Raw genomic sequence first — 20801 nt, 5'->3', positions numbered from 1 at the left:
TTATAATCCTAAAGAAGCTTTTATTAAATTTAAGTTTTCTTCAGAATAATTGATTTTCAGTGCTTCCTCATGTCCTTTGTCCGACATTTTGTCCCAGGTTTTTTTGATGATGTTTTTTAGTTTTTCTTCATCATGTTTTTGAACGAAAGGTTCTAAGTAATAATCTAAAAATACAAGACAGATCACATCTTCCAGCAATTGGGTCTCTGCGTCTTTTTTGAGTAATTTTTTTTCGATTAAAAAGGAAACGCGATCGATAAAAGCCTGGTCGTAACCTGCTTTTTCTAATATTTCTGCGGTAGTTTTAGCGTGAAATCTTTTGAGTTCTTCCCGCCATTTCAGATATCCAACGCGATTCATTGGATACGATTCGCGTGCTACTTTCCACCTGCAGATATGTTGTGCTTTTGAGGCAATCTGAACTTCTTCTGAAGCGTTTGGTTCAAACTGCATCAGTTTTTCATACATCCTGTTCGAATACAATAATTCTTTTGGATATTCGGTATTTTGATCTAATTCAATGTTCGGATCCTGAGCGTTTTCGGCATCAATCCATTCACTCGCTTTTTGAAAAGGTGTATTCATTTTTTTGGTTGATAATAGATTTCAAAGATACGGAATTAAGTTTTTTTTGCGACGGATTTCTTGAATTAGCACGAATTAAATTCTAAGTGTTGCTAAGCATTTTTAATTTTTGCGGCAGTTTTGTCATTTCGGGGAACGAGAATCACACTAGAAACTTTGCAAAATAAATTACCCAATCTGTAGAATCCCGCGTGCGATTTCTCGTTCCCCGAAATGATAAGATTTTGTAAATCAGTCCACAAACCCAACAAATACGTCGTTATCAACAATCTTAATGGGATAAGTTGCAATTTTCAAATCGTCACCGTTCAGGTTGGAACCGTCAACAAGAGAAAAGGTTTTTTTATGCATAGGACAGGCGATTTTAGGGATATCATCTGCAGATCCTGTCATTCCTCTTGACAAAACCATTTCCATTTTATGCGGACATGCATTTTGACAGGCATACCATTCGTTGCGGCGTGCAAAATTAAAAATCGCAATTTGTTTGTTTTTATATTTAATGCATCCGCCTCGGTTTGTTGGAAAATCTTCTACTTTGCCGGCTTTGAACCAGATTGTCGCATCACTTGCATGTACAGTTTCATATTGATTTAAGATTTCTTCCATTTTGATTAGATTTTTGTTCCTGTTTCTTAGCCCTCTTTTTACAATCAAGAGAGTTTTGATGGCGCAGTAAAAAAGAGGGTAAGAAGGACAGCAAACGTTTAATGATTTTTTCTTTTTTTTTGGAGCTTATTTTTGCACTTATTAAGAATGAGTTTTGAAGGCTGTTTATTTTGCAACAGATTAAAGGATTAAAAGATTAATCATTCTAATCTGTGAAATCTGTGGCAAAAAAGAACTCCGTCACTTTAATTCTATATTTTGATAAATTACGACCAGGCTTTTGGCGCTTTTTGATCTCTTAACGGAACAAAAGCAATGTTATCGTCTTTTTCGTCAGAGTTTACAAAATGGCTGAAACGTTTTAATAATCTTGGTTTTTCCAATACCTGTTTCCATTCGCATTCAAAAGTATTTACCAAAGTCTGCATTTCGGCTTCAAGCGTTTCGCAGATTCCCAGACTGTCTTCAATAATTACCTGTTTCAGATAATCCAGGCCGCCGTCCAGTTTTTCCAGCCAGGTCGAAGTCCTGATTAGCGGACCGGCAGTGCGGATGTAATACATCAGAAAGCGGTCCATATATTTAATAACCGTTTCCTTGTCGATTTTTTCGGCTAGTAAAACAGCATGTTTTGGATTGGCACCACCATTTCCGGCGATGTATAAATTCCAGCCGCCTTCAACAGCGATTAATCCGAAATCTTTTCCACGGGCTTCTGCGCATTCGCGAATGCAGGCCGAAACACCACCTTTTAATTTATGCGGAGAACGAATTCCTTTATATCTGTTTTCGAGTTCAATTGCAAATCCCGCGCTGTCGTCCATTCCGTAACGGCACCATGCATTTCCAACACAGCTTTTTACGGCACGAAGCGATTTTCCGTAAGCATGACCGCTTTCAAAACCATTGTCAATTAATATTTTCCAGATTTTTGGCAAATCACTTAAATGCGCGCCGAATAAATCTACTCTTTGCGCTCCGGTAATTTTTGTGTACAAATCAAATTGTTTGGCCACTTCACCAATTACGATAAGTTTTTCGGCTGTAATTTCTCCTCCGGCTACTCTTGGCACTACAGAATAGGTTCCGTTTCGCTGAATATTTGCCAAAAATCTGTCGTTTGTATCCTGAGTGGTTACGTGTTTATTGGCTGTGTCGTTATAGATACTGGAGAAAATTGAGGCTACAACAGGTTTACATACTTCGCAGCCGTCGCCTTTTCCGTGATGATCCAAAACATCGTAGAAATTCTCGTATTTGTTGATTTTTACTAAGTCGAATAATTCCTGACGCGTATAACTGAAATGTTCGCAGATCACTTCTTTTACTTCTTTGCCTAAAGATTTTTGAGTCGCTTTTACCAAATCAGAAACCATTGGTTTACAGCCGCCACAGCCAGATGTTGCTTTGGTTGCTTTGACAACATCTGATAAAGAAGCACAGGATTCGTCCAGGATTTTACAGCATATTGCGCCCTTTGTTACATTTTCGCAAGAACAGATTACGGCTGTATCCGGCAAGTCCATCACACTTCCCATCGAAGAACCTTCAGAACCGTCGCGTGAGCCTAAAATTAAGTCTTCCGGGTTTTTAGGCAACGCGATTCCATTATTATAAATCTGAAAAAGAGAATTATAATCACTTGAATCTCCCACCAGAATTCCGCCCAGTAAAGTTTTAGAATCTTTTGTAACATTGATTCTTTTATAAACACCGCTCAGTTTATTTTCATAAACAATGGCAGTAACCTGTTCGTTTTCGATAAATGGGTCACCAAAACTCGCTACTTCAACGCCAATTAATTTTAATTGTGTCGACATATCGATGGTTTCTCTCATGGTTTTAGAACCGTTTAAGATTTGCTCAGCGGCTACATCGGCCATTTCGTAACCCGGAGCAACAAGCCCGTAAATGTTCTGATTATAAAGTGCCGCTTCGCCAATCGCAAAGATAGAAGGATCTGATGTCTGCATTTGATTGTTTACCACAATTCCGCCTCTTACGCCAACTTCCAGTCCTGAAACTCTTGCCAGTTCGTCGCGGGGTTTAATTCCGGCAGAAATAACCAACATGTCTACTTTTAACAATTCGTCGTTTGCAAACATCATTCCTGTTATACTTTCTTTTCCGTCAATATATTGGGTTGCCTTGTTAAGATGAATTCCGATATTCAGTTCTTCTATTTTGGATTTAAGCATATCGCTTGCTCCCTGATCTAATTGTCTTGGCATCAGGCGTGGCGCAAATTCCACCACATGAGGGTTCAATCCCAGGTCCCTAACCGCTTTTGCAGCTTCAAGACCCAATAGGCCGCCTCCCAAAACAGCGGCTTCTGTTGCTCCTTTTTGTTTTATTTTTCTGGCGTATGCCATAATAGCATCCAGGTCTTCGATAGTTCTGTATACAAAAACGCCTTCTTTTTCTACGCCTTCTATTGGCGGTACAAATGCAGAAGAGCCTGTTGCCAGAACTAAGTAGTCGTACGTATGTGTTTTTCCTAAGTGTGTATGTATTGTTTTAACATCACGATTAATATCTGTAATTAATTCAGATGTGTTTAGAATAATATTGTTTTCTGCATACCAGTCGCTTGTAGAGAGTGCCAAATCATCTGCTGTTTTTCCTCCAAAATACTCACTTAAGTGCACGCGATCATAAGCGCGTCTCGGTTCTTCTCCAAATACAGTGATCTGATACTTTTCCTGTCCTGATTTTGCAATGAATTTTTCGCAAAATTTATAACCAACCATGCCGTTTCCAACTACTATTACTCTAATCATGATTTCTTCAATTAAGTATTACTACGCAAATATAAGTATTTATACTTATAAAAATACGTATTGTATTCAATTTTTGTTCTCTTAATTGATTTGAGAATTACGTATTTTATCGTAATCTGTTGTCTGGCGTAGGATAAAGAGGAATCGCAATTATTATTATTTAACTAAATTTGAAAAGATTCTAAATAATAATCTCAAAAATAAATCGTAAATTCATAAGAATTTTACTTGTATTTTTCTTAAAACAGTATCAAATAGAAATCTTATGAAAAAAATATTTTTATTATTGCTAGTATTTTCCGTGACCGTTGGTTGTAAATCTACGGCCGGAAAAAGTTCTGATATAAAACAATCCAATCCTGTAACTGAACAGGTAGATGATATGAATTATTATTTTAAAGCAAATGGAAATGAGCCTTTCTGGGGGATTAAAATAGGGAAGGAGAAGACCGTTTTTACCTCCCTGATAAAAGGAATGGAAAGCGTAACGTTTGATTCGGCAACCCCAATTCCCGCAATGGATGCCAATGTCAAAATGTACAATCTGCAAAATGATAAAACTTCGGCGACCGTGACTATTCAACAATTAGATTGTCAGGATTCTATGTCGGGTGCTGTGTCTCCTTACAGTGCAAAAATTGAAATAAAAAATAACAGAGACCTGGAGACTAAAAAACTAACCGGCTGCGGTAAATATATTACAGATTATAGATTGCATGATATTTGGGTTCTGGAAGAATTAAATGGTTATAAAGTTTTTATTACCGATTTCCAGAAAGAATTTCCCCGTATGGAAATTAACTCTGCCGAAAATAGATTTTCTGGTTTTGGTGGCTGTAATGCCATCACAGGCCAAATCTTTTATGAGGAAGATGTACTGCGGTTTACAAAAGTAGTTTCGACTTTAATGGCGTGCCAGCAGGGAAATAAGGAAGCTGAATTTTTGAAAGCATTGCAAAATTCTACCACATATTCAATAGAAAATAACAGATTGACGTTGTCTAATCCTACCGGAAAACTGATTGTTTTTAAGAAAGTAGATTAAAATTACTCACCGTATGTTATAAAACACAACGTATGTCAGGATGACAAACTTTGTATGGAGTTCTTTTGTGTTCATTCGTTCTTCAAAATTACAGATTTTGTCGAATTGCTTTGTGGAGTTTTTTGCGTTTTGTTTTGTCATCCTGATCCGTCCCGATCCCGTCCCGACGCTTCGGGATCGGGAAAAGGACCACAAGTAGCTCGACAAAGTATTTCACTCCAGTTTTGTCATCCTGAGGAACGAAGGACCACACAAGGAGCTCGACAAAGCAATTCGACAAAGTATTTCACTCCAGCTTTGTCATCCCGAGGAACGAGGGACCACACAAGGGGCTCGCCAAAGCAATTCGACAAAGTATTTCACTCCTGCTTTGTCATCCCGAGGAACGAGGGACCACATAAGGGGCTCGACAAAGGAATTCGCCAAAGTATTTCACTCCTGCTTTGTCATCCTGAGGAACGAAGGACCACACAAGGAGCTCGACAAAGCAATTCGCCAAAGTATTTCACTCCTGCTTTGTCATCCCGAGGAACGAGGGATCACACAAGGAGCTCGACAAAGCAATTCGCCAAAGTATTTCACTCCAGCTTTGTCATCCTGAGGAACGAAGGACCACACAAGGGGGTCGACAAAGCAATTCGCCAAAGTATTTCACTCCAGCTTTGTCATCCTGAGGAACGAAGGACCACACAAGGAGCTCGACAAAGCAATTCGCCAAAGTATTTCACTCCTGCTTTGTCATCCCGAGGAACGAGGGATCACACAAGGAGCTCGACAAAGATTGGCACACAAGAAGTTCGACAAAACGGTGCGGAAATCACTTTGCGGAGTTGCTTGTGTGGTCCTTCGTTCCTCAGGATGACATACATTGTGTTTTCTTTGACGAATCACTTTGCGGAGTTGCTTGTGTGGTCCTTCGTTCCTCAGGATGACATACATTGTGTAATATAGAAAAAAGGCCGGTATTTACTACTACGTAAATCCGACCTTTTTCTTGTTGCTTTAGAAACTATAACTTTTGAATAGTTTAATTCAATATATGTGCATCAACCAATCGGGCGTAACGTCCGGTGATGATGCCGTTTTCGTCTATAATAAAAATGGTTGGTGTTCCTATTACGCCAAAAGTGGTAAAGTTATATCCTGTGCTTCCGTTAAAATCGCAGTATTTGTTTTTCCACGGAAATCTGGCAGAATATTTTTCGCTTTCGGTTTTGTCCATGTCTGAGGCTGCGGAAACTACTTCATAGCCTTTTTTCTGCAGTTCCTGATAATTGCCTATTAAAAGGTTTATTTCGTTATCGCAGTTGTTGCATCCTGCTTCGTAGAAAACTAAAACTGTTTTTTGCTTTTTATCGAAACTGTAGGGTCCCGACTTCCAAAGTAAATCTGGTGCGGCCATACCTGTTTGAGGACCTCCCATAGCAGATAATAAGAAAGGGGTTGGTTTTTCTATTCTGCCTGATTTTGCTAAGTAGGCACCAAACGGACTTCCTACATTGTCTTTTCCTTTTTGAGATAATTGTCTCACCATTATATCTGCGAATTCTGTAAATTGGGCATTGCTTTTTATTCTTGCCCCAACCTGTTGTATGTCTGCCAGTAATTGTTCATCACTTTTTGATTGCTGAATTTGTATGTTTAACCATCCGGCAAAAACTTCATTCCAGGCGTTACTGTTGTAAAGATCGTCGAAGTTTACTTTTGATAGTACAAAATCATTTGCCGCCGCCGCTTTTTGCTCGGGACTGTCTTTGAGATCATTGGAATTGCCCATTAAAAAATCAAATATTTCCAGTACGCGGGCAGCATATAACGGACTTTGTGTATTACTGTTTCTAAGCGCTTTATATTGGTCGTTTAGTTGTGTCTGTTCTTTTTCAAACGGTGCATAAACGGCATCGGCTTTATTGTAGGTTGCTAATACGGCTTTTGCAAGTTCTGCTTTTTGCAAAAGCTGTGTCTTTTTCATAGAAGTATTAATAAAGTATTCATTTTCTGGGGAACCTATAAAATGAATATTTTCCAAATTGGGTACTTCTTCTTTACAGCTTACTGTAAAATTCTCTTTGTTTATTACCAGATCCAATCCTCCGCCTTCGGTCAGTAAAAAACGTGACATGCCTTTGTAACCTTTATAACGGTCTTTAAAAACGATGACCGCTTTACCCGATTTGTCTAATTTACCTTTAGCAATCGTATCGTTTTTGTCCTTCAACCGCCAGACAATAGTATGATTTACCGCCAAAATGACTTAAATCAATATTTATGGTTTGGCTTTTTGCTGATATTGTGCCTAAAATTGCTATAAATGCTAAAAAAAATTGTTTCATCTTTTTCTTTTTTGATAAGTTGCAAAATTAAATCATTTTCTTAAAACAGTATGTTAATATGTAAGTATTTTTATACAAAATTTTGTTATTGTTTTTTGACATATGTTGTGTTTTGTTTGTTGAGTTTCTTGTGTGATCCTTTGTTTCTCACGATGACATACGTGTGTTTTTTGCGGAACTTTGTGGGTTCCTTTGTTTCTCACGATGACAAAACGGAATGCCTAACTTTTACAATAACAAATAAGAACGTATTATTAAAAAAGACCGGTATTACTAGTTGTAACCCGGCCTTTTCTTAGTTCCTGCAGGCGGTACGACCCGCCTGCAGGTTTATTGGCATTTAATGTCTTATATTAAAATGTTTTGTTTAAAAACTTATTGCTCGATACAACGAACAGAATATCCCTCATTTGTCTTACTCATTGCACCAGTAGTAGCACTAGGTACTGAACTAGTATAATACATAGTAAAATAACTCATCATAAATGTGGCGCTATTACTAGGGTTATAGGGAGCTGAATCAGATGCGAAATAATATGCATTAGTATTTACATATGTCGGACTGCCTCCCAAAAATCCCCCGGAAAGCGGTAAATACAATTGTGTGCCCACTTGTAAAACGTTTGTCAATGTTGAACCACTACCAGTCCAGGTAGGGACTTTTGTAAAAGTGTTATTAGCAACAACTCCTGCCCATTCTGCTTTTGTTGGCACCCTAAAGCCATCAGGGCATGGGTCATTAACTCCTTTTAATGGATTTGCAGTAGTCAAAGCCCATAGATTAGCAGGGGCAGTAGAAGTAGCAGCAATAGTAATCCAGCCTGCTGATATTGGAGTTTTTTGTCCATATTGGTAATAATCTCCAATCAGTCCTTGTGCAGCTTTTGAAGGGTCAAGTGTTTGATCAGCCCCTAAATTATGGCACATAAAGTTTTTCCAAACCGATGCAGATATTTTTGCCCCACAACATGCACAATCCTGAAGTCTTACATTTAGCGGTACCGCTACATCTGCGCTGCCGTTATTATATATAGCATAGATTTGTACTTTTATAGCAGTGGCTGTCGTTTTCCCCCAAACTATACTACCCGGATTACTTAATGTATTTTTGTAAGTTACGGTAAGTGTTACGGTCTGGCTATCGGCAACTGTTCCTGTTATTTTAACAGTTTCTGCATCACTACCCTGAACAACATTATCTTTGTCTACAATTGCAAATCTAAGGTTAGTTTTAGTACCGGTTGCGCTTGCCGTAAAATAATATTTTTGTACGTTATCAGTCGCAAAATTAGTAGCCTTCAGGGCACGATCAGTCTGATTCCCACAATTAGCACCCCAATTCGATTTGTTAATATCAAAACATGTTGGTCCTGAGAAAGTACCAGCACCAAGAGTCAGGTTCGCAGGGTTTGCTGATACATTTACTGTAAAGACAGGAGATGCCACTGGTGTTGTTGGCGTACAGCCATTTGTTACTATACAATATAGGTATACAGTACCAGCTGCTGCATTAGCTGCCGGAGTGTATGTTGTTGTAGCCCTTGTTTCACCGCTTATTGCAGTTCCGCCACTTGCTACTGCTGTTGTATTGGTGTACCATTGATAGGTCTCCTGATTATTATTTGTTACCGCTACGCCTGCAGCTACTCCAATTCCTGCAACTGTAGACAATGTTGTAGATGTAGACGCTGTAACTGCTGGTGTTGGACAAAGCGGGCTTAAAGCAACCGTTTTAGTGATTTCTGCAGATGTACCACAAGCGTTCGTACCCTTAACTTTAATAGTAGCCGTTGAACCAGTTGTAGGTAAGGTAATTGTCGTACTTGATGTTGTTGCACTCAATTTAACCCCGTCTAGTGACCACTCATAAGTGTCGGCTGTTCCTGCTACTAAATTTGTCTCATAAAATATTCTGTCACCATTATTGGCTGTCGTACTGGTTGTTTTCCAGTCAAGCACCGGTATAGTAGACTGTTGCGTTGGAATTGTCATGGTTGCAGGAGCACTCACACAACCTGTAGCATTGGTTACCGTTGCTGTATAAGTTACGCCCGGTGTATCTGCCGTTATAGCCTGTGTAGTGTCAGACATTGCCACACCATCTTTGTACCATTGATATGTGTATGTTCCCGTTTCCTGCGGTGTAATCGTTAAGTCTGCCCTTCCGTTGCAAAGAACGCCACCCGTAAGACTTGAAATGGTTGGTGTTTTAGGAGCTGTACCGCCCGTAATTGGTGCTTCTGTTGTACTGGCTTCTACCGGACAGGCTGCACCGCTGTTGTCTGTAGCTACCATACGAATTAAAAGACTTGTAGCGCCTGCAGGAATTGTGTAAGGACTTGCAATGATCGTCTGGTCATTGTACCAAGTATACGAAACTCCCACCTGTGGGTTGTTTACTTTTAATATTAAACTTCCTCCTGAACAAAAAGAAGTAACCTGATCGATTCGTTTGTTGTTGATCAATACATCTGCATTGTTTACTACAATTGGTGTTCCTGTTGGCGTCTGTACTGTAACTGTAACCGTGTTCGACGGTTTACTGTAGCAGCCTCCGCTCCCTGCTGCTGCAAACCAGTTTCCTGCATCTGCAGAACCGTTCAGGGTAATTTTTGTTCCTGTTTTAGAAGTCAATTCTCCATTTTTAAACCATGAAACCGTACCTGATGCGCCTGTTGCCGTTAAGGTAACCGTACCGCTTGTGCCACACATCACGCCGTTATTTGAAGCTACAATAGTATTGATTACTGTTGGAGCCGGAGTTGTTGAGTTTGTAATAACACGCTCATTGCCAGAGTTCATATTACAGCCTGCAGCACCAAGAGAAATATCATAAGTACCGGGCATGGTAGCGGTGTAAAAATTAACGCCTGTTGCTACCGGTACCCCATTACGGGTCCAGATTACACTAGCCAAATTTGGTGTATTTGCCGGTATCGATAGATATACTGCACCGCCTGCACATAAAGTCAGGGCAGGGCTGCTTGGGCTGATTGCCGGAGCAGTTCCCAGGGTTGTATCACAAATTACGCCATTCTGCATAAACATAAAATCCTTAAACTGTCCTGTACAAGAGCTTGTTACCCTTACCATTACAGTGTGGGGCGTAGTAGTTTCGTTTACCTTAAAGTTTACCTTAAATGTTCCTGCTCCAGAATTGATATCGGTTAAAACAGCATATTCGCTTCCTGCCATAATCGCAATAGAGAATGGACCATTTGGACAATCAGGATCTGTAACGGTAAAGGTCTGGTCGCAGCCTGTTCCGTCTGCCGCTACATTGGTACAAGGATCAGGGCTTATTTTGGCCATACTTGTTCCCTCACATAAACTGATCCAGCGTGTGCTGTTCCAGTATTCGACACAATTTGTTGATGTGTTGAAAATGGTAAGGCCATTTGCCAATGTTTTTTGAGCTGCTGTAAGAGTTGGAGGCAACAAAGCGTTTCTCTCAAGTGTTGTTAACTGTGGTAAACGCAGACCTCCTTTTCCGTTACTGATCATTTCGACTGCCGAGAATGGTTCGGCGGGTTTAGGAATACCATTTGTGTTACCCAGGGTAACCTGTGCGCTTATATTGGTGGAGAAAAACACGGCCAATATAAAGAGCCAAAGACTAAATAGATTTTTTTTCATTAGTTCTTAATTTTACATTATTACTTATTAATTTTTTCTGGGAGAATAAATCTCATTTTCACATACATTTTGAATTAGTCATAGTTTGATTTAGTTTTTATTTCACTTTTATTACCGTGTTTTTTGACATGGCTTTTTCTTTTGTTAATTATTTTAGTCTTGTTTATGATACAAAATAGCATTGATCATGGCCGTAATACAGCCATGATCATAGGGGTGTTTTTGGAAATATTTGTGTCAAAAAGTATTGGGCACAAATAATGATGCTTATAAATTGCTGTTTATAACCTTTTTCTCAAATAAGATTGAGACAGTGTTATTGGTAGCTGTCTTGTGTTTCTATGTGGTATTTTTTTATTTGTCCGGTTTGTTTCCGTGTTGCCTTTCGGCGAAATGCCTGCGGTTATTATTTAATAACCTTTTGTAATTTACTTTCAATTATTGAAACAAAGAATTCAAAAAAATGCCTTGCAATAATTGTTTATTGTTTTATAAGTTGAAAGTATATAGCGCTGTCAAATTTTCTTGGGAGGAGATTGACTTGTATTTTGGAGTATAATTATTTTTTTATCAGACTGATTTTATTTATTACTTTTTATGGTAATGCTTGTCGTATATTTTTAACTTTGATAGTGTCGATGCAATTTTCTCCTGATTGACTTTCTAATGTTGAAATAAAAAAGACATACTTATTAAGGTATACTTTTTTATACCCTGACTATAACTTTCTTTTGCCCCATATTCTTACAAAATTTTTTAGTTATTCAATTCGCGCACAAAGGTATAAGATATTTATTAAACAAAACAACAAAAAGTAAGATTTTTTTTAAAAAAAGGCTTTATGTAAGAAAATACTATTTAATATATGAAAAAAAATACACTGACTTTAAAGATTTAAAAGTCAGTGTATTATAGGGAAAATATATTTTCAGTAGTTCTTTTGAGTGTCTGTTGTCTGCGATCTGTGATGGGGGATTTATAAAAAAATAAACCTTGAAAATTCTATAATAACCAAATTCTGTCCCAAAGAAAGTTTTACAGATATCCAGATAACGATCTAATCGTGAACTATTATAATAAGTCTTTTAAGTCATTGGGATCTTCGTTTTCTTCTTCAATAAAATCGAGTTCTAAGGCCCTTACGGTCTGAACTGCGTTTCCGGCAATGCCGCGAATCGATCCGTACATCCCCAGTGTATTATGAACTACTTTTTCGATTTGTTTCTCGCGTTGTTTCCAGATTCTCTGCATGGCTCTTTTTTCGGCATCGAGATCGCCCTGCATTTGTGTAAAACCTTCTACGATTCCTTCAATCTGCAAACGGAATTCGTTGCTGGTTAAAAAATCGTACAGCATCGACATTTTGTCGCCTTTATTTTCCTGCGCCTGTACGGCCTGGCTTACCTGTATAAGCGACTGACGCAAAACGGCACTTAAGCCTTTAAACTCTTCATACGTACAAATCCAGATTCCGTCGCGCATTCCCATTCGGTCCATTCCTGCTGGCATTACTTCGGTAACTAAAACGCCGATATTGGCTCTTTTGTTTCGGATATCATTTTTGAATTTCTCAATCCATGAAGGCTGAAATGCTTTTGTACGTTTACTTTCGTAATAGATAGAACCGCAATTTTGAAGTTCGCGGGTATTCACTATCTGAAGACAATCGGCGCCGTTGGCTCCTTTTTTGACTTCATCGATAGTGTCTAACGGGAAGTTGTTGGCCAGCCATTCTTCGATTGCCAATTCCATTACTTCGCCCTGTAATTGCATAGAACCTTGTTCCTGCTTGCGTTTCATTTCTTCGATCAGTTTTTTCTGGTCGTCAGACTGTTTCTGGTATTCTTTTATTTTAAGTTCGTTTTTTTCTTCTTCCTGTTTGCGGATTTTGTCGCGTTCCAAAATCAATGTGGCGTTCAGCTGTTTTTGGGCTTCGGCTTCGATTGCTTCTTTCATTTCCAGTTTTTCGCGCTGGAGTTTGGCAATTTCACCCGCCATTTTATTCAGTTCGCGAAGTTTTTCTGATTTCTCAGAAAGTTCCTTTTCCATTAAGGTCAGACGATCTTTATTTTCTTCTTCGAGTTTGGCTTTTAGTTTTTCGGTAATTTCTTTTTCGGCTGTCTTTTTTTCGCGTTCCAGGCGTTCAGCAAAAAGTTCATTTTCCTGTTTCTTTTTGGCTTCAAAGTCGGCCTTTGCTTTTTCGAATTGTTCGTTTTTAAGCTCCAGTTCCCTGGTTTGAGCATTGGCTTTTTGTTGAAATTCTTTACGGATACTATCTTCCAACTGATGTTTTAAAACATCGTTTACATCGATTGGTGTCCCACAATTTGGACATATAATTGAAGATTGCTCAGCCATTTTTTATTGATTTTTTAACGGGAATTATAATTTGCTAAGGTATTTAAAAGTTCGGTCTTTTCAGGTAATTTGCTTGTGATAAATTGTAACTTTTTTGCCACGATTACATGAATTTGTACTAATTCTTTTTGTGCAATTAAATTACTTTAAGTTTTTAATTTTTATGGATTTCCATAATTTGGTTAATCGCGCAAAGTCGCAAAGTTTTTTTAAGTTTAGTTTGTCATCTAGTTTAGTTTGTCATCCTGAGGAACGAAGGATCTCACAAGAAGCTCGACAAAGAAGCTCGACAAAGAAGCTCGACAAAGAAGCTCGACAAAGAAGCTCGACAAAGCAGGACGAATTACTTTGCGGAGTTTCTTGTGAGATCCTTTGTTCCTCAGGATTACAAAGCCATTCTTTGCGGAGTTTCTTGTGAGATCCTTAGTTCCTCAGGATGACAAAGCCACTCTTTGCGGAGTTTCTTGTGAGATCCTTTGTTCCTCAGGATGACAAAGCCACTCTTTGCGGAGTTTCTTGTGAGATCCTTTGTTCCTCAGGATGACAAAGCCATTCTTTACGGAGTTTCTTGTGAGATCCTTCGTTCCTCAGGATGACAAAGCTACTCTTTGCGGAGTTTCTTGTGAGATCCTTCGTTCCTCAGGATGACAAAGCCATTCTTTGCGGAGTTTCTTGTGAGATCCTTCGTTCCTCAGGATGACAAAGCTACTCTTTATGCAGTTTCTTGTGAGATTCTTTGTTCCTCAGGATGACAAAGCCGCTCTTTGCGGAGTTTCTTGTGAGATCCTTCGTTCCTCAGGATGACAAAGCCATTCTTTGCGGAGTTTTTTGTGAGATCCTTCTCCCGATCCCGAAGCTTCGGGACGGGATCGGGACGGGATCAGGATGACAAATAATCGCTACCATTTACTAGATTATTTTTTAAAACTCAACAAAAACGCAATTGCAGATTTTGTGATTTCAGAATCGTCTTCTTTTGAAGTGATTAACGAAACATTGGTATATAAATTGACTTTTTTTAATTCAATGAAACCAATCCCGGCATCTGAATTGTTTTTTGCAATGTTGGAGGGCACAATCGAAACGCCCAAACCATTTTTGACCAATTGCACAATCGAATTGATGTTGTTTGATTCGTGAACGACTTGCGGGTCAAAACCATAAAAGGCACATAGCTCCAGCAAAACTTCATGATAGTGCGGTGCATAATCTTTATTGAAAAAAACAAAGGTTTCGCCTTTTAAATTCGGAATGTCTTCTTCGGATTTAATTTGAATCAAACTCTTGTTGTAAACCACAGAAAAGCCATCCCGAAACCACAATTGCGATTTTATTTTGGGAGATTTTACGGGCGACCGTATAATGCCCAAATCGATTTTCCCCTGCTCCAAAGCTGAAATCTGTTTGGTTGTCGAAACTTCAAATAATTTGAAGTTGACGTAAGGAAATTGTTCTTTGAGATGTTTTATCAAATCTGAAATTACTGCTGAATAAATTGAGCTGATATAGGCGATCCTGAATTCGCCCGAAACATTTTCGGCTATTTTTTTTGTTTTAACAGTGATGTGTTCCAGATTCTGAAAAAGAGCTGTTACTTCGTTCTTAAAATATTTTCCGGCTTCGGTCAGTGCTACTTTTTTGTTGTTGCGAATAAATAAACGGGCCTGAATTTCTTCTTCGAGTTCTGCAATCTGCCGGCTCAGGGGAGGTTGGGAAATAAATAGTTTTTCTGCTGCTTTGGTAAAGTTTAATTCTTCGGCGACAGCCAGGAAATATTTTAAATGACGTAATTCCATAAATACCTATTAAGTATTGATAATTGACAAAATAAGTATTTTTGAAGTATATATCAAAGTGTTAGTTTTATAAAAAAGTTTTACCACAGATTCAAAGGATTAAAAGAATTTTATTTAGCCACGAATTACACAAATTTTCACGAATTAATTATTTTTTGAATTCGTGAAAATTTGTGTAATTCGTGGCGAACAAATCTGCATGCAACTTTAAAAAATTCTTTTAATCCTTTGAATCTGTGGCAAAAAAAAACATAAACTATGAAAAAATCAACTATTGAAGAGATCAGGGAACGTTTTGATAATGATGTCGAACGATTTTCGAATTTAGAAACAGGGCAGGTGGCGACTATCGACGCAACAATTTCTTTGGAATTAATTACAGAAGCTTCGAAAAGAATTGTTCCCAATGCTCAAAACGTTTTGGATATTGGCTGTGGTGCCGGGAATTATACTTTGAAAATGTTGTCGAAATTACCAAACTTAAATTGCACATTAGTAGATTTGAGCCTGCCAATGCTGGATCGGGCTTTTGAGCGGGTTTCTAATGCAACCAATGGAAAAACAGAGGTGAAGCAAGGCGATATTCGTGATGTTGATCTACCAGAGCATCATTTTGATGTTATTTTGGCGGGAGCGGTTTTGCATCATTTGAGAGATGATGAGGATTGGGAAACTACTTTCTCTAAAATATTCAAATTATTAAAACCAGGCGGATGTTTTATGATTTCGGATTTGATTACGCAGGATACTGATTTATTAAATGAGTATACCTGGCAGCGTTATGGTGATTATCTGGAAGGAATTGGTGGGGCTGAATACCGCCAGAAGGTATTGGATTATGTAGAAAAAGAGGATTCACCAAGATCAATGAATTACCAATTGGATTTGATGAAAAGAGTAGGTTTTACCAGTGTTGAAATTTTGCACAAGAATATGTGTTTTGGTGCTTTTGGGGGGATAAAGTAAAAATTGTTTGCCACTAATTACACGAATTTTCACGAATTTTTTATTTTCTATAAAGCTTGCTTTATTTACAATAGCAAAGTCTTAATTAGTGAAAATTCGTGTAATGCGTGGCGAAAAACTACAATATCTGAGTTCCTAAATGTACCTCAATAGGATCAGTTACTAAATCGACAGTTTTAGTAATAAAGTCTTGCAAATGAGGCTGTGTCATGTGTAAATCGAATCCGGCCTGATCCTGCCATTCTTCCCAAAAGATAAAAACGTTTTTAGCTTTTTGCACACTATAGCGCAGGCAGGCTTTTTCGTTACGAGTCTCGTTTACCAGATGTTGCAGCATGTTTTGAATTTCCTGAGTATTCTCTTTTTTACTTTTTATTAAAGCTGTAATTGTAATCATAATATTAAATTGATTTTTATTACTGCAAATATATTTAATTGTAAGAAAATACTTTCTTAAATGATACTAAAAAAACTCTTTAACTTATTGAATTTAGGTTAAAGAGTTTATAGTTGATATGTCATAGACTATAAAACCTGCACTGTTTTATAAACCTGAATAGGAGAGGCGACTAAACTTTCACTTTGTGTGATGAAATCCTGCAAATAAGGTTGATTGTTATGAAAGTCAAAACCAGCCTGATCTTTCCATTCTTCCCAAATGATAAAAACATTTTCGTTTGTATGCAGGTCGTAGCGCACACAAGCAGCTTCTTTTCTGGTTTCGGTAACTAAATAATGAACCATGTTTCGAACCTGTTCTATGTTTTCCTGTTTACTTTTAATAATTGCGGTGATGGTTATCATGATTATTTTGTTTAGAGTTAAGGGTTAAGGGTTATGAGTTATGAGTTATGAGTTAAGGGTTAAGGGTTAAGGGTTATGAGTTAAGGGTTATGAGTTATGAGTTAAGGGTTATGAGTTAAGGGTTATGGGTTATGAGTTAAGGGTTAAGGGTTTTTTGTAAATGTTTTGTATAATTTTCTTTGAAGATGTCAATGTTTTCGGCAGTGGCACCTTTTTCAACGTCATGGAAATGGAAGCTGTCCAGTTTTTCCATTCCTACAAATTTATTCATTTTATGGAAACCAAACATCACTCCGTCATCTACAGATGTTTCTTCGAAGAATTCTCCCGGAATTGTAAAAGCTGTTGCAGGCGCATTCCAGCTTGTGGTAAGCATGTATTTACGACCGTGTAGTTGCCCACCGGTTCCGTAATTTATGTCGGGATTGGTTCTGGTTCTTCCGTCACTTTTGTAGATTCCTTTGTTGTGTCCGGCTGTAAAAATATCGTCGATATATTTTTTGAAAAGGTTTGGTAACTGAAACCACCAAACAGGTGTATGGTATATTACAACATCTGCCCAAACGAATTTTTCGACTTCTTCATCAAGGTCAAATTCTTGTTTTATGTCGGTTGTTTTAATTTCGAATTGCTTATTATTTGTTAAGTATTCGATTGTCCATTCTGTAATGGTTTGATTGAATTTTCCGCCTGAATGTGCGAAATTCTGACTGCCGTTTATGATAAATATTTTCTTCATGTCTTTAATATTATTATGAAAATGTTTGTGTGAGGGATAGGAGTGTAAATCCTTTTTGTGCCGTCCCGAGGCTTCGGGATGCACAAAAAGATTGGAACGGATAGCCCGGCCCGAAGGGACACACCCAATTTTTTTTTATGATTTTAATTTTTTAAAGGCATAGCTATGTCAGGCTTTGTCAAAATTTTGAACTTTGACAAAGCTTAAAGCAGCCTTTTTTCTTTTTAAATTATTTTATTTTAATTTTGAAATTGCCTGATCTATAAATTCTAATTCTGAAGCTGATAAATCGAAACTCATTGCGTTTGCATTTGAAATGGCTTGTTCTGCATTTCTGGCACCGGCCAAAACGATTGAAATTCCTTTTTGTAATGTGGTCCAGCGCAAAACCAATTGTGATAAGCTTATTTCTTTTGCATGTGCCAAAGAAGTTAGCTCTTCGACTAAAGTTTTTACTTTTTGAAGATCAAACTGATTAAAATATCCATTTCTGTGATCGTTGTCTTTTAGTTTACCGTCTGTAAAATATTTACCTGTTAGCAATCCTCTTTCCATCGGGCTGTAGGCAATAATTCCGATATTTTCTGACATTGTAAAGGGAATCAGCTCCGCTTCGATTTTGCGGTTCAGCATACTGTAGGCCACCTGATCTGATGCGATTTTGATTGTTTTTTGTGCTTCCTTAATTTGCTCAGTACTATAATTGCTAACTCCAAAAGCCCTGATTTTTCCTTGTTGAATTAAGGTTTCTGCGGCTTCCATAGTTTCAGAAATTGGCGTTGTGGTATCTGGCCAGTGAATTTGCAATAGGTCAATATAATCGGTTTGAAGACGTTTTAGGCTTTCTTCTATTTCTTTTATAACGTTGGTTTTTGAGGCGTATTTATAAATCGGGATTTTCTTTCCGTTGTCATCGGCATCGAAGAAGAAATCGCCTTTTCTGTTATTGCTTCCGTCCCAAACCAGGCCAAATTTTGTCAATAACTGCACTTTTGATCTGTCGTGAGATTTTAGTGCTTCGCCAATCATTTCTTCGCTTAAACCAAATCCGTAAAAAGGAGCAGTGTCAATTGTCGTTACGCCGTGGTCGATTGATGCCTGAACAGAAGCGATTGAATCTGCTTTTTCGTTTCCGCCCCACATGTTTCCGCCAATGGCAAATGCGCCGTATGTAATAGTTGATAATTCAAGTTCGGTATTGCCTAATTTTCTATATTCCATAATGTTATATTTTAAATCTTAAATTTCATTTGGCAAAATTATACCATTTTTAAGAGTGTTAACTTGTATATATTTGTGTTTTTTATGTAAATTTGCAGCTTCAAATAATTTGTACGTTATGAAAAAAGAAAATTTATACGAACCGTTTACTGTTTCCTTTGAAACTCTGGATAAATATCCGGATGTTGGGGATCGTCATAATTTCTTTGAATTGGTTTATATTCTAAGCGGAACAGGTTCGCAATGCATTAATAAAAATATTTTTGAATATGATGCGGGACATATGTTTTTATTGTCGCCAGAGGATTGCCATAATTTTACTATTGAGACCAAAACAAAGTTTTTCTTTTTGAGGTTTAATGATATTTATTTGAAGAACTCGAGTCTGCAAAATGAGAATATTCAGCGTTTGGAATATATTTTGCAGAATGCAAATCACCAGCCGGGCTGTATTTTGAAAAATGATGCAGATAAGTGTCTGGTAAAGGTTATGGTGGAAGCGATTATTCGTGAACATCAGGACAAGGATGTTTATAATAAGGAACTGATTCAGCAGTTGGTGAATACCCTGATTATTGTTGTAGCGCGAAATATTGCGAAGTATTTGCCGGAACAGGTAAATATTGGCTGTGAGGCTAAGGCGATGGATATTCTGCAATATATTCAGAACAATATTTATTATCCGGAAAGGATTAAGGCGGAGTCGCTTAGTGTGTATTTCGGGATTTCGAATACGTATTTAGGACGCTATTTTAAGAAGCATGCTAATGAAACAATGCAGCAATATATCAGCAATTATAAAACGAAACTGATTGAACATCGTTTGCAGTTTAGTGATAAGCGAATCAATGAAATTGCTTATGAATTTGGCTTTACGGATGAAAGTCACTTTAATAAATTTTTCAAAAAGCAAAAAGGGAATAGTCCTTCGGAATTTAGGAAGACGATTCGGATTAGTGCATGATAAATTGGCCCGCGGATGACTCGGATTCGCTAGCGAAAACACGAATTATCGCGGTTTTTTTCTTTTGTTTGCAACTGATTACACAGATTTAAATGATTTTTAATTTGTGTGAATTTGTGAAATTTGTGGCAGAAAAAAAGAGATTTTTTTCGCTGTAGATTTGTGTTAATTTGTGAAATTGGTGTTTAAATAATCTTCTTAATCACTCTAAGTTTGTGAGTGTGTTTATTCAATTCAGGATTGTAAATTCCTAAGTGATCCAGACGGTCAATGCGAACTTTTCCGCTGGCGTGAATGATATAGTTGTTTTCCATTATGATGCCAACGTGGATTATATTGCCTTCTTCGTTGTCGAAAAAAGCCAGATCGCCAACTTCACTTTCTTCAATAAAACTCAAAGGTTCTCCTTCTAATGCCTGTTGTGAGGCGTCACGATGTATTTTATAACCGTTTAGTTTGTAAACCATCTGAGTAAAACCGGAGCAATCTATGCCAAATGGTGTTTTTCCGCCCCAGAGATAAGGCGCATTCAGATACATAAATGCTGTGGCTATTAAGGCATTTTTTGGTTTTACACCGCTGGTTTTTGTTCCTTCAAAATCGAAATTAGAAGTATTGATTTCGCTATTGTTAAGAAAAGACAGTGAGGCACCAAGCGGAATTGGCAGCAATAAATTGTTGGGTGCGGTAATGTAATCAATTAAGTCGGCATTGAGGATAATGGCTTCGTTGCTCAGCTGATTATAATTTGCTTCGGAAATTATTTGATATTGTTTAGAATCGACCCAGCCTTGATAATCATCAAACTGAATTTTTATTTTGGACCATTGGTTTTGTCGTTCTAAAATTTCGATGTGCTCACCAAACAAAAGTTGTGTAACGATTTCACTTCTGTCACTAGGTTCAGATCGAACGGGTACTATGGCTAGATTACAAATTCCGAACATTTAGGGTGATTTATAAGT

Annotated in this window: 16 protein-coding genes; 3 read left to right on the top strand and 13 right to left on the bottom strand. The window is 37.7% G+C overall.

Features of this window, described 5'->3' with window-relative positions; all coding sequences use genetic code 11:
• The 3 genes from JOD96_RS18750 to nirB all read right to left on the bottom strand — a co-directional run bounded on the left by JOD96_RS18750 (position 1) and on the right by nirB (position 3974).
• On the bottom strand, positions 1-585 hold the full coding sequence (locus JOD96_RS18750) for a DUF4202 domain-containing protein (RefSeq protein WP_209565755.1): 585 nt from the start codon (positions 583-585) through the stop codon (positions 1-3).
• 231 nt (positions 586-816) lie between these two features.
• Positions 817-1194 (bottom strand): nitrite reductase small subunit NirD, encoded by a 378-nt coding sequence (gene nirD, locus JOD96_RS18745; protein WP_209565754.1) that lies wholly within the window; start codon positions 1192-1194, stop codon positions 817-819.
• A gap of 266 nt (positions 1195-1460) precedes the next feature.
• The gene (nirB, locus tag JOD96_RS18740; protein WP_209565753.1) at positions 1461-3974 is read right to left on the bottom strand and encodes a nitrite reductase large subunit NirB; all 2514 of its coding nucleotides are present in this window, start codon (positions 3972-3974) and stop codon (positions 1461-1463) included.
• A gap of 265 nt (positions 3975-4239) precedes the next feature.
• Between nirB and JOD96_RS18735 the strand changes: the two genes are divergently transcribed.
• Complete coding sequence (locus JOD96_RS18735; protein ID WP_209565752.1) at positions 4240-5019, top strand: META domain-containing protein; 780 nt, start codon at positions 4240-4242, stop codon at positions 5017-5019.
• A 1027-nt stretch (positions 5020-6046) separates the two neighbouring features.
• On the opposite strand, the gene JOD96_RS18730 is transcribed toward JOD96_RS18735, so the two are convergent.
• The 5 genes from JOD96_RS18730 to JOD96_RS18710 form a co-directional block, all read right to left on the bottom strand.
• On the bottom strand, positions 6047-7237 hold the full coding sequence (locus JOD96_RS18730) for a peroxiredoxin family protein (RefSeq protein ID WP_209565751.1): 1191 nt from the start codon (positions 7235-7237) through the stop codon (positions 6047-6049).
• Positions 7209-7352 (bottom strand): hypothetical protein, encoded by a 144-nt coding sequence (locus tag JOD96_RS18725; RefSeq protein ID WP_209565750.1) that lies wholly within the window; start codon positions 7350-7352, stop codon positions 7209-7211. The genes JOD96_RS18730 and JOD96_RS18725 overlap by 29 nt, the downstream gene beginning before the upstream one ends.
• A 375-nt stretch (positions 7353-7727) precedes the next feature.
• Entirely contained in the window at positions 7728-10988 is a 3261-nt protein-coding gene (locus tag JOD96_RS18720; protein ID WP_209565749.1) for a hypothetical protein, read from the bottom strand.
• A 1071-nt stretch (positions 10989-12059) separates the two neighbouring features.
• Positions 12060-13346 (bottom strand): DUF2130 domain-containing protein, encoded by a 1287-nt coding sequence (locus tag JOD96_RS18715; RefSeq protein WP_209565748.1) that lies wholly within the window; start codon positions 13344-13346, stop codon positions 12060-12062.
• 914 nt (positions 13347-14260) lie between these two features.
• Positions 14261-15142 carry a LysR family transcriptional regulator gene (locus JOD96_RS18710; protein WP_209565747.1) on the bottom strand — a complete coding sequence of 294 codons (882 nt, stop codon included), beginning with the start codon at positions 15140-15142 and terminating at the stop codon, positions 14261-14263.
• A 258-nt stretch (positions 15143-15400) separates the two neighbouring features.
• Here JOD96_RS18710 and JOD96_RS18705 point away from each other — a divergent pair, with 258 nt between their 5' ends.
• On the top strand, positions 15401-16108 hold the full coding sequence (locus tag JOD96_RS18705; RefSeq protein WP_209565746.1) for a class I SAM-dependent methyltransferase: 708 nt from the start codon (positions 15401-15403) through the stop codon (positions 16106-16108).
• Between the two features lie 118 nt (positions 16109-16226).
• Here JOD96_RS18705 and JOD96_RS18700 read toward each other — a convergent pair whose 3' ends face one another.
• The 4 genes from JOD96_RS18700 to JOD96_RS18685 form a co-directional block, all read right to left on the bottom strand.
• Positions 16227-16505: a putative quinol monooxygenase gene (locus JOD96_RS18700; protein ID WP_209565745.1), complete on the bottom strand. Its 279-nt coding sequence runs from the start codon at positions 16503-16505 to the stop codon at positions 16227-16229.
• A 128-nt stretch (positions 16506-16633) separates the two neighbouring features.
• Positions 16634-16912, bottom strand: a complete 279-nt coding sequence (locus tag JOD96_RS18695) for a putative quinol monooxygenase (protein ID WP_209565744.1) — start codon at positions 16910-16912, stop codon at positions 16634-16636.
• A 136-nt stretch (positions 16913-17048) separates the two neighbouring features.
• Entirely contained in the window at positions 17049-17651 is a 603-nt protein-coding gene (locus tag JOD96_RS18690) for an NAD(P)H-dependent oxidoreductase (RefSeq protein WP_209565743.1), read from the bottom strand.
• A 234-nt stretch (positions 17652-17885) separates the two neighbouring features.
• Positions 17886-18872 (bottom strand): aldo/keto reductase, encoded by a 987-nt coding sequence (locus JOD96_RS18685; RefSeq protein WP_209565742.1) that lies wholly within the window; start codon positions 18870-18872, stop codon positions 17886-17888.
• A gap of 118 nt (positions 18873-18990) precedes the next feature.
• Between JOD96_RS18685 and JOD96_RS18680 the strand changes: the two genes are divergently transcribed.
• Positions 18991-19836 (top strand): AraC family transcriptional regulator, encoded by an 846-nt coding sequence (locus JOD96_RS18680; RefSeq protein WP_209565741.1) that lies wholly within the window; start codon positions 18991-18993, stop codon positions 19834-19836.
• A 185-nt stretch (positions 19837-20021) separates the two neighbouring features.
• On the opposite strand, the gene JOD96_RS18675 is transcribed toward JOD96_RS18680, so the two are convergent.
• The gene (locus tag JOD96_RS18675) at positions 20022-20783 is read right to left on the bottom strand and encodes a C40 family peptidase (RefSeq protein WP_209565740.1); all 762 of its coding nucleotides are present in this window, start codon (positions 20781-20783) and stop codon (positions 20022-20024) included.
• Between the last annotated feature and the right edge of the window lie 18 nt (positions 20784-20801).

It is taken from the genome of Flavobacterium sp. 1355, assembly GCF_017833415.1.
Classification (GTDB): Bacteria; Bacteroidota; Bacteroidia; order Flavobacteriales; family Flavobacteriaceae; genus Flavobacterium.
This window is presented reverse-complemented; position numbering and strand designations above follow the sequence as displayed.